Genomic DNA, 13031 nt, shown 5'->3' with positions numbered 1-13031 from the left:
TGCAGCACTACCTCCGCCGCTGTTGTGTGCTCTCACCAACAGTTGGAATACTTGTGCAGCAACTGCAATATCAAAATTAAAGAGGCAGCTTCACAAAGTCGTGTATCTTGATCCGTCATACTTGTGTCGCCACTCACAATTTCTCATTCATAAAAATGTCATCGAACTCAGAACATAAATCTCCCATCCCCTACGGCAGGCAGCATATTACAGAAGAGGACATAGCCGCTGTGGTAGAAACACTTCAGTCGGATTACCTGACACAGGGGCCGAAAGTGGCGGAGTTTGAGCAAGCTTTTGCAAAATATGTCGGGGCAAAATATGCGGTGGCTGTTTCTAATGGCACCGCTGCCTTGCACTTATGCACCATGGCTTTGGGAGTGAATGCGGAGACAAGAGTGATTACGACACCCATTACGTTTGTGGCCTCTGCCAATTGCGTGCGCTACTGCGGAGGTACTGTTTATTTTGCCGATATCGATCCTGCTACCGCTCTTTTAGATATAGAGAAAGTGCGGGCACTGCTACAAAGCAAACCTAAAGGCTATTTTCATGGACTTATACCTGTCGATTTTGCTGGTAATCCTGTGAACCTGGAGGCATTTCGGGAACTGGCGGATGAGTACGGCTTGTGGATTATAGAAGATGCGGCTCACTCCCCTGGTGGCTACTTCCACGACAGCCAGGGCAACAAACAGCTTTGCGGCAACGGACAACATGCAGATCTCTCCATCTTTTCTTTTCACCCAGTGAAACATATTGCCACGGGTGAGGGCGGCATGGTAACGACAAATAACGAGGAACTATACAAGAAGCTCCTGCTCTACCGTACCCACGGCATTACCCGCGATGCGGAATTGTTGGAGGAAAACCACGGTGGTTGGTATATGGAGATGCAGGAACTAGGCTATAATTACCGTATACCTGATATGCTCTGTGCCCTTGGCCTTTCCCAGTTAGCTCGTGCCGATGCAGGTTTGGCCCGAAGAAAAGGAATAGCCAGGATATACGATGAAGCTTTTGAAGATATCAATGAAGTTAAAGTATTAAGCACCAATGGTGTAGTACTAGGCAAAACTGGTGATACAGGCCACGCCTATCACCTTTACGTTATCCGCATACAGGACCGTAAGGGGCTTTACGATTACCTGCGCGAGCACAATATTCTTGCTCAGGTGCATTATATTCCTTCACACACAATGCCCTACTACCGCCAACAAGGTTACCGGAATGGAGACTTTCCTGTGGCAGAAGCATACTATAGCGAGTGTCTCAGTTTACCGATGTACCCTTCACTGACGGATGAAGAGCAGCAGTATGTGATAGAGCAGGTGAAAAAGTTTGTTAGCCATGGCAAATAGAAAAGTCGGCGTCATTACGCAAGCGCGAATGACAAGCACGCGTTTGCCAGGCAAGGTGCTCTTAGAAGCAAGCGGCAAAACAATGCTTCAGCACCATATAGATAGGCTGCGAGAAGCGGGTTTAGATGTTTTTATTGCTACCACCACAAATGCCTCTGACAATCCTATTGCTGCGTTTGCCGAAGCTCGTCAGATTAATCTCTATAGAGGTGATGAGCAAAATGTTTTGAGCCGCTATTACCACTGCGCTGAGATGTACCAATTGGATATAATTGTACGCGTTACCTCAGACTGTCCTCTTATAGACGGCAGCATCATAAAGGATGCACTTAAGCAGTATAACGCCGTAGAAAACAATCAGCAGGTTTATTTATCTAACGCTTTGCAGCGTACATTTCCTAGAGGAATGGATTTTGAGATTTTCTCCTTCAGTCTACTGGAGAAGGCATTTCAAAATGCCACTCTTCCAGCCGAACTGGAGCATGTAACGCCTTACATCAACCAAAATAAAAGCGGTGATGTGGAGATTCGGCACTATAAGCGAGCAACTGATGCCAGCCACTACCGCATCACCTTAGACACGAAGGATGATTTACACCTCATTCAGTTGCTCATCAATAACTTTAACGCAGCTGAACTAGGTAGTGAGCAACTTATCCAGCTTTTAGATCAGCACCCAGAACTGGTCCAACTGAACGCACACATCGAGCAGAAAAAACTGTAGGAGTAAATCATTTTTACCATTAGCCATATCAAAGTCAATGCAGAAAAAAAGCCGCATCGTATTCAGGGCAGACGGAAGCTCCACCATCGGACTTGGGCACGTCGTTCGGTCACTCGCATTGGCCAGCATGCTGCGCGATGAGTTTGAACTGGCTTTTGCTATACAAGAACCAGATGAAAAGTTGCTGGCACAAATAAAGCAGGAATGCGAACATGTTATTTCGCTTCCTAAAGCAGAAGTTAAGTCGAATGAGGCTAAATACCTAGTAGATACTATTCTAAAGCCTGATGATGTGGTTATACTAGACGGCTATCATTTCGATACAACTTATCAGCAACAGATAAAAGTATCAGGTTGTTCTCTTGCCTGCATCGACGATATACATGCATATCCTTTTGTAGCAGATGCAATTATAAACCAAGCAGGTAATATGGATAGCAGCAACTATAGCGTATCGCCGTACACCAAGCTGTATTTAGGCCCAAGCTACGCCTTGCTCCGTCAGCCGTTTTTAGCAGCAGCACTACAAGGGCGTACCTACCAAAACAAAGTGCATGTGCTTCTGAATATGGGTGGCGCTGACCCTGAAAACTATACGCTAAGAATTGCTGAAGATCTTCTAAAGGTTAAAGCAGATCGCGTGGAGATTGTGGTCGGAAGTGCCTATATGCATTTGGAGAAGTTACAGCACTGGCTACGGAATAAGCCAGCTTATAAGTTGCATCAGAACCTCGGTGCCGACGCAATGTGTAACCTGATGCAGCAATGCTCTTTGGCCGTAACTTCAGCCAGCGGAGTTTCTTATGAGTACTGCGCAGTGGGCGGGCTTCTTTTTGTCTTGAGAACGGCAGCTAACCAGGAGGGGCTTTATACTTTCCTGACTCAGAACAACCTCGCTTATGACTATGCGAAGCTTCCTGAATTTGTTCAGGGAGGTGTAACATCAGAAGCATTTGCTGCGCAAGTACAAAAGCAGAGACAGTTCTTCGACGGCAAAAGCTGGCAACTTTATCAGCAGTTCTTTCAGTCCCTCAGTCTACAGGCAAGCCTTATTTTACGTCATGCAACTTCCGAAGATACACTTTTGCTTTTCGATTGGGCAAACGATCCTGCTGTGCGTGCACGTTCTTTTAATACAGACAAGATAAAACTGGAAGATCACAAACGTTGGCTGGAGACAAAGTTGGCAGTTCCAGACAGCTACTTGTATATTGCGGAAGTAAAAGGCGAACCTGCGGCACATATCCGTTTCGACCTGAAGGAAGAGCGGGCAACACTGAGCTACCTGATCAGCGAAAGCTTCAGGGGCAAAGGGCTGGGCCACACGGTGCTTCTAAAGGGTATAAAGCAGCTATCACGGGAAGCCTCGGAAGTGAAGGTGGTCGAAGGACTGGTTCAAAAAGACAATATTGCCTCTATCAGAGCTTTTGAAAAGGCTGGCTTTAGTTATGGAGAACCGCATGCGCAGCACCCGAATGCCTTCCGATTTGTTTTGCAGGTAAATTATTAAAGGAGAAAGAGCAACCACATGATTAACGATATAACCATAGTAGACCGCCAGATCGGACCTGGACATAAACCTTTCATCATTGCAGAGATGTCGGGGAATCATAACCAGTCGCTGGAGCGGGCGCTGCAAATTGTAGATGCCGCTGCCGACGCTGGGGCCGATGCCATAAAGCTGCAGACATACACTGCCGATACCATGACTTTGCCTGGGGCTTTCACCATAGAAGACGAAAACTCGCTCTGGAAAGGCCGAGAACTGTACGACCTGTACCAGGAAGCTTACACTCCTTGGGATTGGCACAAAGCAATCTTCCAAAGGGCCAAAGAACGAGGCATCATCGCTTTCTCTTCTCCTTTTGACGAGACGGCCGTTGATTTTCTGGAGGAATTAGGAGCACCAGTTTATAAGATTGCCTCTTTTGAAAACACAGACCACCCGCTGCTGCGCAAGGTAGCCGCAACAGGCAAGCCTGTCATTATCAGTACTGGAGCTGCCACAATCTCCGAGCTCGATGAGGCTGTGCAGGTGCTTCGCAGCACTGGCTGTCATAATTTTGTTATGCTCAAATGCACCAGCACCTATCCTGCCACCCCTCAGAACACGAACCTGCTCACCATTCCACATATGCGGGAACTGTTCGGTGTGCAGGTGGGCCTATCGGATCACACAATAGGTGTGGGAGCCGCCGTGGCTGCCGTGGCTTTAGGCGCAACCGTAGTAGAGAAGCACTTTACGCTCCGTAGAGCAGACGGTGGTGTAGACTCGGCTTTTTCGCTGGAGCCTCAGGAACTGCAGTCGTTGGTGGTAGAGTCTGAAAGGGCTTGGCAGGCGCTGGGGCATGTGCAGTACGGGGTGCAGCGTGCCGAGCAAAAGAGCCGCCTCTTCAAGCGGTCTGTGTATGCAGCGCAAGATATTCAGCCTGGTGAGGCTTTCTCAAAGGAGAATATTCGTGTAATCAGGCCAGGGTTGGGGCTTGCTCCTAAATACTACGAAGAACTATTGGGCAGAACCGCCACAAAGGAAATCAAGGCAGGCACCCCCCTCAATTGGGTCTTGTTATAGTTCATGAAGCAGCAGTTTGCCCGCTACAGCAATATTTTGTACCTGTACTTCTCGGAAGGCTTTTTAAAGCTTCCTGAAAGTGCAAAGAACAATGCTTCCCCTAAAAGTTCGCTGAAGCGAGTATTGAAAGTAGCTGGCTATGCTGTAGTACGATTGCTCGGAAACCTTTTTCAGTCTGTAGAAAAACCTGCTGAGTTACAAAGGAAGGTTTGGCTCTATGTAGTTAGCCAAAATAACTACGACAGCCTAAGCTTTATTGCAGAAGCTTTACCTCATGCTGTGTTGGTAGCTGGGCAGAACAAGAGCATCGGCAAATACGCTAATGATGTAAAACGTATTTCGCTGCGGAAAAAAATAATTTACTACTATAAGTTTCTGCCGCTGCTTTTTCAGTTTCTCAAGCAAAAAAAGCACATCACGCTGCGTTTTTACGACCTGCTTTTCGATGCTATCGGCTTTTATGAAGTATACCTCCAAAAGCTGCGGAAGTACAGGCCGACTTGTGTGGTGTTTGCCAACGATCATAATCCTGATGCGCGTGCCATGCTCCTAGCAGCAAAAAAGCTAGGCATCAAAACAGCTTACATTCAACACGCCAGTGTCAGTAATTTATTTCCTCCATTGATGTTCGATTTAAACTTGCTGGAGGGCCATGATTCGCTGGACAAGTATAAGCTTTGTGGGCCGATTGCAGGAAAAGTGGAGTTAATTGGTATGCCAAAAGCAGACAAATATGTGCCTCTGCGCAACCATAACACAAGCATAAAAACCGTAGGCATTGGCAGTAACCTGATGGACCTTATAGAAGAGTTAGAGAGACTGTTGGTGCAACTTTCAGCGGCCTTTCCTACATTACAGTTCATCCTTCGCCCTCACCCACGCGACAACCGTGATTTCAGCTTTCTTAAAAGTATAGGCTCTAATATTAGTCTCTCGGATAGCCGCACAGCTCCAACATTCGAGTATCTCAGCCAAATTGATCTGCAGGTAAGCGGTAACTCTGGAATACACTTAGAGGCAGTACTACTAAACGTGTGGTCTATTTTTTACAACTTTAACCCAAAAGAAAACTTACAAGACTACTATGGCTATGTAGCAAATGGCTTAGTGGACACTGCTTCAAATACAGCCTCGCTAGCCGACCTCCTACGCCAGCACCTCCACAACAAGCCTAAGGTTTACCACAGAGCAAAATATTACAATGCCACCGTCGGCACCCACTATGATGGACACAGCAGCGAATTAGCCTTACAGAAACTACAGCAATTCATAGCATCAAATTAAGCAATCCGACTAGTTTACAGATGGTAAAATTTGATTATCAACAAAAGCCTTGTTTCAGAGCAAGTTGTATAAAGGCTGGGTTGAGGCGGTAAAGTAGTTTTATTCTTTTAGCTCTTTTGATTTACCTTTGCACCTCATCGTTTAACAGCCCCTAATGAGTAAGACGCTTCAGCGTGAAGGAATCTGGAACACCATCATTTCGTATGCTGGCATCGGCATTGGCTATGTTAACACAATACTCCTCTTTCCTAACTTTCTAGATGAAGAACAGGTAGGACTTACGCGGCTACTGATTACCATTTCCACCATGTTTGCACAATTTTCTGCCCTTGGTTTCGTGAACATGAGTGTTAGGTACTTTCCCTACTTCCGAAACAAGGAGCAAAAGCACAACGGGTTTTTATTCCTGCTGTTATCGGTGCCCATGCTGGGTTTTGCTGTGGTTACAGCACTTTTCCTGTTATTCAAGCCTGTTGTGGTAAATCATTATCAGGAGAACTCATCCCTTCTGATAAACTACTACTATTTTATAATTCCGCTGGCCTTGTTCACGCTGCTCTTCGAGCTTTTTCAGGCGTACTTAAGGTCTCTTTATAAAACAATTGTATCTTCTTTCACCAAAGATATCTTGCTGCGGGTGCTAACCTCTGCCCTGATAGCTGTTTTTGCATTTGGCCTGATTAGCTTTCAGCAGTTCGTGCTACTATACATTGCTTTGTTCTCGGTATTGTCGTTTGTACTGGTGGCTTATGCCCTGTGGTTAAAGCAGCTTTTTATTCGCCCCTCATTTAAGCAACTTAGAACATTTCCACTGCAGGAAATGCTATACTATGGCTTTTTTACCTTCATGGGCAATATTTCTGTTACCATCATCACTTCTATAGACCAGGTAATGATTGCCTCCTATAGCTTAGCTGATAACGGAATTTACACCACTGCTTTCTTCATGACAAGTGCAATTATTATTCCAGCACGTTCCATCTACAAAATTGCAAGTCCGCAGGTTGCAGATTTCTGGAAGGACAAAAACATGCAGGGAATGGAGAAGCTTTATAAAAACATTACTACGATAAACTTGGTGCTCGGCTTACTTATTTTTGTGGGTATATGGGCAAATATTGATAACCTGTTCTCTTTCATGCCTGAATCTTATAGGCAGGGAAAGTACGTCGTGCTTTTTTTATCGATGGCTCGCATCATAGACATGGCTACAGGCATTAACGGTATTATTCTGGCTACCTCCGAAAAGTACCGCTGGGACCTGCTCTTTAACATGGTGCTTGCAGGGCTCACCATCTGGACAAACAGTTACTTTATTCCGTTGTATGGCATGAATGGTGCCGCGTTAGCCTCCATGATTTCTTATGTGCTCATAAACCTTTCACGATTGTTCTTTGTGCAGTACCACTACCACATACAGCCCTTCACTGTAAGCTCTTTGCTTATTACAGCAATTGCGGCAGCTGCTTTAGGCGTTTCTTACCTTATACCTGATTTGGGGAATGTATTTTTAGATCTGATAGTAAGATCTCTGATAATCACTGCTATCTACGGAAGCCTTACACTTAGCCTTAAGGTATATCCAGAGTTGAATCTCTGGTTGCTAAATTTGGTGAAGAAGCTTTTGAAAAGATAAGCAGCTATTTTAGTTATGCTCTCGCAAATGCAGATGCTATAGCTTGTTCTAATAGATAATTCAGAAGAAGTGTTAGTTGTAGGAGCTAAAGAAGCTTTATGCTTTTAATAGCTACTAATCAGGCTGAATTCTTGAACCTTAGAATCCAGTACCTTTCCATTTTCGCACTTGAGAACGCGCTTTGGGTAGCGGTTAATGATCTCATAGTTGTGTGTAGCCATTAAAATAGCCGTACCGCTGTTGTTAATTTCCTGAAACAGCTTCATGATTCCTTCAGCAACCATTGGATCCAGGTTACCTGTAGGTTCATCGGCGAAAAGGATGACAGGTTCGTTGAGAAGAGCACGTGCAATTACAATACGCTGCTGCTCTCCACCTGAAAGTTGATGAGGCATTTTACCAGCGGCGGCATCCAGGCCGACACGCATTAGCACCTCCGATATACGCTGCTTTACCTTCGATTTGTCTTTCCAGCCTGTGGCCCGTAGTACAAACGTGAGGTTTTCGGCTATACTCCTATCCAGAAGAAGTTGAAAGTCCTGGAAGATGATACCTATTTTGCGACGCAGGTAAGGCACCTGCTTGCGAGGCAGTTTTGTAAGTTTATAATCAGCTACAGAAGCAATACCGGTGAGCAAAGGTAAGTCGGCATACAGCGTTTTAAGCAAGGAGCTTTTACCACTACCTGTTCTGCCTACCAGGTAAACAAACTCCCCTTTCTCTATATCAAAATTAACACCGCTAAGCACGGTATTTACATCCTGATACACAGCCACATCACGCGATGACACCACTGGGGTAGTAGAAAAACTCATGGGTACTTAAATTTCTAATTTCTGTAGTTTGCCAAACTCAAGAGTATTAATAAGGGCAGCAAGGGCTTCCTCTTTACCGTCTAGTCCGTAGCGGTCAAGGTTTTTGAGCGGGCGGTCTGCACGAAAATAAGCAATCAGCACAAAATTACTGTCGCGCAATTGTATATAGTCAGGAATTTTAGCCTTGCCTTTAACTTTGATGATGTACATTTTTATAATTACGAATTATGAATTATGAATTCCGAATTAAAAAGATTCAGAAAGTAGCTTTAGGCTTCCTCCTGCTCATTTTAATTCGAAACTCGTAATTCGTAATTAATATTACTTATTGCCTTTTGCGTGGTCAGCAAGGAAAGTTTTCAAACCGCTGTCAGTAAGAGGGTGCTTCAACAATCCAGTGATAACAGAAAGAGGGCAAGTAACAACGTCAGCACCAACTTCAGCACACTGCACCAGGTGCATTACGTGGCGCACAGAAGCTGCTAAAACCTGTGTTTGGTATCCGTAGTTACTGTAAATCTGCACAATCTGCTCGATTAACTGAATACCGTCCGTAGAAATATCATCTAAACGGCCAACGAATGGAGATACGTAAGTAGCACCTGCTTTAGCTGCTAACAAAGCTTGTCCTGCAGAGAATACCAAAGTACAGTTTGTCTTAATACCCTTATCACTGAAGTGACGGATAGCTTTCACACCTTCTTTGATCATAGGCACTTTCACTACGATGTTTGGGTGTAGTTCAGCTAGCGCCTCTCCTTCACGCACTATCTCATCAAAATCTGTGGCAATTACCTCTGCACTGATGTCACCATCTACAATTTCACAAATCTTTTTGTAGTGCGCTATTACATTGTCATGACCAAAGATACCTTCTTTAGCCATAAGTGATGGATTGGTGGTTACACCGTCTAAAACGCCGAGGTCTTGTGCCTCCTGGATGTCCTGCAGGTTTGCAGTATCGATAAAGAATTTCATGAGTTAATTATTTTGATTGTTTTCTAATTTGAATTACGAAATATGCAACCAAATGCTAAGGCAACTGCTGCAATATTCGAAAGCACAGGAAAATTTCCCTTACAAATCTAAGGTATTAATCGGGAAACAGGAAGAGATAAAGAGTTTATTTGGAGTCAGGCGTGAACAGCCTTGAGGTATGGGCAAAAAAAGTGGCAAACCAACATCGCGCCGCTCAACCGCCTACCCTTGCTCACTTCCGTGCCTGGGGGAGTTCGGCGGGAGCTGGCCGTGCCGATTTGCCGTTACAAAAGTAGAGCTTTTTTATATCAATGCAAACTATTGCAGCAGATTTTTTACTATAATAGTCTTTTAGATGTTCTAAAATAAGCTTCTTTTCTGTTATCCCCCTATCTCTCAAAGGATTTCATTATACTAAACAGGTTAACAAAATATCTAGGCGCACACGGCTTGAGCCCAATCTGAGCTACCGCAACGGGTACAGGGTAATTTAGGGCGGTTCTCTGACAGCACTACATCTCCGCAGCTGCAGCATGCAAATGCATCTTCTGCGATGCTTTGCTCCTGAAAAAACTCTGTATCCCACCGTGGAATGATGGAAAGTCCTGGCTTGGGATTATTGAATTTATAAACTGTAAAAGATCCGTTTGCTTCCAGATATACCCTTTGTGCTTTACCTAAATTCCCTATCTCCTCACTTCTTAACTCCGCGAACAGTCGCTCACGGGTTAGCTTTGTCCTTTCCATCGTTTCTAAGTGCAGAACTCCATCCTTTACTACTATATCCATATCATCTAAAACAGTACTCTCGAAACTAGTATCTTTAGCCGATTTGGTAGAAACAACACGCTGTACACCTATCACGACAGCCGCAATAATAACAATAGGAACTAACCCCCGCGTTGGATCAGCCATCGGAACACCTATGGCAGCCGCCATCGACACCAAGGCTGCCATCTCCATGCGGGTCAGTTGGGCGGCCATCCTTTTTCCCATCAGGCGCATAGAAAAAATCAGAATAAAGAATATAAAGATGATCCTGATAACCACTTCGAAAAGAAAGGACCAAGGCACCTCGCCTAATAATATCCTTAGCCAATCTGTTATATGTATATCTTCTGGTTTCATTTTTATGCTTAACTGATAGGATAAGTCCACTCCTGGTGCTCACAATTGTCGCAGGTTTGGTTTGCATGGTTTTCGTTGTAAGGCACCAGCTTACCGCATTTTTTACAAACCAAGTGCACCAGTTCTTTATCAACAGGTTGTGGCAGTTGATAATCACGCTCGGGTACGATACTTAATCCAGGTTTAGGTTCTGGCATTCTGAATACGCTAAAGAAACCTCCTGACTCTAAGTACACCCGCTTCACCTCCCCTAAATGTCTAATTTTATGTGTTCGGAGTGCCCCGAATAACTGTGCTCTTGACACCCTGGATTTAGACATCTCAGCTAGCACCAGAATTCCGTCTTTAACCATTAGGCTTACATCACCCTGAGTGACCACCTCTACTTTACGATGTTTAAAAGACAACTGCCCTAGCCCGCGCTGAAGAGCCAGAATACATACCAAGATAAGTATGGCAGGTAGTAACCCACGATTTGGAATCTGCATGGCTGGAGCCACAACAGCACCGAGCGTTAGCATAACGGCCATTTCGGTAAGGGTTAGCTGTGCATTCATACGCTTCCCCAACATCCTTAATATAAAAATCAGGAACAGGTATATAATGATCGTTCGGAAGAAAGTCTCGAGCATGAACTCAGGCGGCACCTCGCCTATCAGAATTCGCTTCCAGTTCGTTATGTCTAACTCATCTTTATTCATAGCTAAAAGAAATACGCTAGGTACGGATTGAAGTTATTGCTATATAAGCTGATTTTGTACTACTTATCAAGTATAAATACTTAGTCTTACCCTAAGTCTGTGTTCAAACAACAGCAACAGACTTGAAAACTCTTATAATAGGATTTACATAAAAGTAAGAAAGGAGATATCTTCTAATCTTTGTACATCTACAAAATCAACGGAAAGAAATTAGCATTAACTATAAAAGTGCCTTAATTTTGCGCATGCCAGAAAAAATACTCATCCTCGATTTCGGCTCCCAGTATACCCAGCTTATTGCAAGGCGGGTGCGCGAGCTTAACGTGTATTGTGAGATCTTCCCTTACAACAACATTCCAGAACTAACTGACGAAGTAAAAGGCGTTATACTTTCAGGTAGCCCCTGCTCTGTACGCGATGAAGAACACCCAACCATAGCGCTGGATCAGCTCTTAGGCAAATTGCCAGTGCTAGGCGTATGCTACGGTGCTCAGTTGATTGCTTTTGAACACGGAAGCGAAGTAACCCCCTCTACTATTAGAGAGTATGGCCGTGCACGCCTTAGCGAACTGCACACGCAGGACCGACTTTTAAAGGAAATTACCCTCGGCTCTGTAGTTTGGATGTCGCATGGTGATACAATAAAAGAGACACCTGACAACTTTGAGGTGATAGCTAGTACAGAAAGCGTACGTGTGGCTGCCTACAAACTGAAAGGCCAGGAAACGTATGGCATTCAGTTCCACCCAGAGGTAACCCACTCAGATGAAGGAAAGATTCTGCTCCGAAACTTCGTGGTGCATATCTGCGGGTGCCAGCAAGACTGGACCTCTGAGCAATTTGTAGAGGCCACAGTGGCCGACCTACAGGAACAGCTAGGAAACGACAAGGTGGTGCTAGGATTATCTGGCGGTGTGGACTCTAGCGTGGCTGCTATGCTGATTCACCACGCGATAGGCAAAAACTTATACTGTATTTTTGTTGATAACGGTCTGCTACGCCACAACGAGTTCGAAACTGTGCTGGATTCTTATAAGCACATGGGACTGAATGTGAAAGGCGTGAACGCAAAGGACAAATTCTATACCGCTCTGGAAGGCTTAACTGACCCTGAGCAGAAGCGTAAGGCCATTGGCCGTGTGTTTATAGAGGTTTTCGACGAGGAGGCGCATAAAATTGAAGATGTAAAATGGCTGGCGCAGGGTACAATTTACCCAGACGTGATTGAGTCAATGAGCGTGAAAGGCCCTTCCGCCACTATAAAGTCGCACCACAACGTAGGTGGTTTACCTGAATTTATGAAGCTAAAGGTGGTAGAACCGCTTAAAACACTTTTTAAAGACGAAGTACGTTTAGTAGGCAGAACCTTAAAGATAGATGACACTATTCTCGGTCGTCATCCTTTCCCTGGTCCTGGCTTAGCCATTCGCATTTTAAGTGATATAACACCACAAAAGGTGCAGATACTGCAGCAAGTAGATCTTATCTTCATTAGCAACCTGAAAAAGTCAGGTCTTTACGACGAGGTGTGGCAAGCTGGCGCTATTCTTACACCTGTGCAATCAGTTGGTGTGATGGGAGATGAACGTACCTATGAAAACGTAGTAGCCCTAAGAGCCGTAACGAGTGTGGATGGTATGACTGCTGATTGGAGCCGTTTGCCTTACGACTTCTTGGCTGATGTTTCGAATGAGATCATCAACAAGGTGAAAGGCGTAAATAGAGTAGTTTACGACATCAGCTCAAAACCACCAGCTACTATTGAGTGGGAATAAATATTTAAATATAGACACTATGGCAAAGGATGAAGGACTAACTATACTAAGTCTTTT

The 13031-nt window shown here is 44.7% G+C and carries 12 protein-coding genes and 1 other RNA gene; 7 read left to right on the top strand and 6 right to left on the bottom strand.

All coding sequences use genetic code 11. From position 1 onward, the window contains the following. Positions 1 to 155: 155 nt before the first annotated feature. The 6 genes from pseC to LN893_RS10410 all read left to right on the top strand — a co-directional run bounded on the left by pseC (position 156) and on the right by LN893_RS10410 (position 7577). Positions 156 to 1361, top strand: coding sequence for a UDP-4-amino-4,6-dideoxy-N-acetyl-beta-L-altrosamine transaminase (gene pseC, locus LN893_RS10435; RefSeq protein WP_229969761.1), 1206 nt, complete (start codon positions 156 to 158; stop codon positions 1359 to 1361). Next, positions 1351 to 2085 (top strand): cytidylyltransferase domain-containing protein, encoded by a 735-nt coding sequence (locus tag LN893_RS10430; RefSeq protein WP_229969760.1) that lies wholly within the window; start codon positions 1351 to 1353, stop codon positions 2083 to 2085. Before pseC ends, LN893_RS10430 begins: the two co-directional genes overlap by 11 nt. Positions 2086 to 2122: 37 nt before the next feature. Beyond that, positions 2123 to 3595, top strand: coding sequence for a UDP-2,4-diacetamido-2,4,6-trideoxy-beta-L-altropyranose hydrolase (pseG, locus tag LN893_RS10425; protein ID WP_229969759.1), 1473 nt, complete (start codon positions 2123 to 2125; stop codon positions 3593 to 3595). A gap of 18 nt (positions 3596 to 3613) precedes the next feature. Continuing rightward, entirely contained in the window at positions 3614 to 4657 is a 1044-nt protein-coding gene (gene pseI, locus LN893_RS10420; protein WP_229969758.1) for a pseudaminic acid synthase, read from the top strand. Between the two features lie 3 nt (positions 4658 to 4660). Further along, entirely contained in the window at positions 4661 to 5941 is a 1281-nt protein-coding gene (locus LN893_RS10415; RefSeq protein ID WP_229969757.1) for a glycosyltransferase family protein, read from the top strand. A gap of 154 nt (positions 5942 to 6095) precedes the next feature. Next, the gene (locus LN893_RS10410; RefSeq protein ID WP_229969756.1) at positions 6096 to 7577 is read left to right on the top strand and encodes a lipopolysaccharide biosynthesis protein; all 1482 of its coding nucleotides are present in this window, start codon (positions 6096 to 6098) and stop codon (positions 7575 to 7577) included. Positions 7578 to 7681: 104 nt separating this feature from the next. On the opposite strand, the gene LN893_RS10405 is transcribed toward LN893_RS10410, so the two are convergent. From LN893_RS10405 to LN893_RS10380, 6 genes are all read right to left on the bottom strand, one after another. Next, positions 7682 to 8392, bottom strand: a complete 711-nt coding sequence (locus tag LN893_RS10405) for a cell division ATP-binding protein FtsE (protein WP_229969755.1) — start codon at positions 8390 to 8392, stop codon at positions 7682 to 7684. 6 nt (positions 8393 to 8398) lie between these two features. After that, positions 8399 to 8602, bottom strand: a complete 204-nt coding sequence (locus LN893_RS10400) for a fructose-6-phosphate aldolase (protein WP_229969754.1) — start codon at positions 8600 to 8602, stop codon at positions 8399 to 8401. Positions 8603 to 8713: 111 nt separating this feature from the next. Further along, positions 8714 to 9370, bottom strand: coding sequence for a fructose-6-phosphate aldolase (gene fsa, locus LN893_RS10395; protein WP_229969753.1), 657 nt, complete (start codon positions 9368 to 9370; stop codon positions 8714 to 8716). Positions 9371 to 9558: 188 nt separating this feature from the next. After that, positions 9559 to 9655: signal recognition particle sRNA small type (gene ffs / locus LN893_RS10390), an RNA gene on the bottom strand. Positions 9656 to 9805: 150 nt separating this feature from the next. After that, positions 9806 to 10498: a DUF421 domain-containing protein gene (locus tag LN893_RS10385; protein WP_229969752.1), complete on the bottom strand. Its 693-nt coding sequence runs from the start codon at positions 10496 to 10498 to the stop codon at positions 9806 to 9808. Between the two features lie 8 nt (positions 10499 to 10506). Beyond that, entirely contained in the window at positions 10507 to 11199 is a 693-nt protein-coding gene (locus LN893_RS10380; RefSeq protein ID WP_229969751.1) for a DUF421 domain-containing protein, read from the bottom strand. A 245-nt stretch (positions 11200 to 11444) separates the two neighbouring features. On the opposite strand from LN893_RS10380, the gene guaA reads away from it, so the two are divergent. After that, a complete protein-coding gene (gene guaA / locus LN893_RS10375; RefSeq protein ID WP_229969750.1) occupies positions 11445 to 12974 on the top strand; it encodes a glutamine-hydrolyzing GMP synthase in 1530 nt (509 codons plus the stop codon). Positions 12975 to 13031: the final 57 nt, after the last annotated feature.

The organism is Pontibacter harenae, from assembly GCF_020907245.1.
GTDB lineage: Bacteria > Bacteroidota > Bacteroidia > Cytophagales > Hymenobacteraceae > Pontibacter > Pontibacter harenae.
The sequence above is the reverse complement of the archived record's forward strand: the minus strand, read 5'-3'. Positions and strand labels throughout refer to the sequence as shown.